Origin of the sequence: Grimontia marina (genome assembly GCF_900060185.1) — a bacterium.
Classification (GTDB): Bacteria; Pseudomonadota; Gammaproteobacteria; order Enterobacterales; family Vibrionaceae; genus Enterovibrio; species Enterovibrio marinus.
In genome coordinates, this window is sequence record NZ_FIZY01000217.1 from 1 (window position 1) to 728 (window position 728).

Annotated in this window: 1 protein-coding gene; it reads right to left on the reverse strand. The window is 58.9% G+C overall.

Translation table 11 applies throughout. From position 1 onward, the window contains the following. The coding region (locus GMA8713_RS26075) for a VCBS domain-containing protein (protein ID WP_198159603.1) at positions 1 to 728 on the reverse strand (728 nt) is incomplete at both ends.

The window sequence follows — 728 nt, forward strand, 5'->3', positions numbered from 1 at the left end:
ATCCACCAGCGTAAAGGTGCCGTAGTTGCCTTCCATGGTGACATTGTCGATGGTGGCGGTGTCGCCACTGTCAGGGTCAGTGACCGTGATAGTCCCGGTTGTTGAGGTATCCTGGTCAGTGACCTGTGCGGTGGTATCGCCGGTGACCACCGCCGCATCATTGGTGCCGGTCACGGTCACCACAATCTCATGGGTTGAGCCGTCAGAAGCGGTGAGGGTAAAGGTGTCGTTGGCTTCCTGTCCTTCTGGCAGGGACTGGGCTTTGTCCGGATCGACGGTGTACGTCCACTCGCCGTCCACCAGTTCAAAGGTGCCGTAGTTGCCTTCCATCGTGGTATTGCCGATGGTGGCGGTTTCGCCACTGTCAGGGTCAGTGACCGTGATAGTCCCGGTTGTTGAGGTATCCTGGTCAGTGACCTGTCCGGTGGTGTCCCCGGTGACGACAGCCGCATCATTGGTGCCGGTCACGGTCACCACAATCTCATGGGTTGAGCCGTCAGAGGCGGTGAGGGTAAAGGTGTCGTTGGCTTCCTGTCCTTCTGGCAGGGACTGGGCTTTGTCCGGATCGACGGTGTACGTCCACTCGCCGTCCACTAATTCGAAGGTGCCGTAGTTGCCTTCCATGGTGACATTGTCGATGGTGGCGGTGTCGCCACTGTCAGGGTCAGTGACCGTGATAGTCCCGGTTGTTGAGGTATCCTGGTCAGTGACCTGTCCGGTGGTGTCCC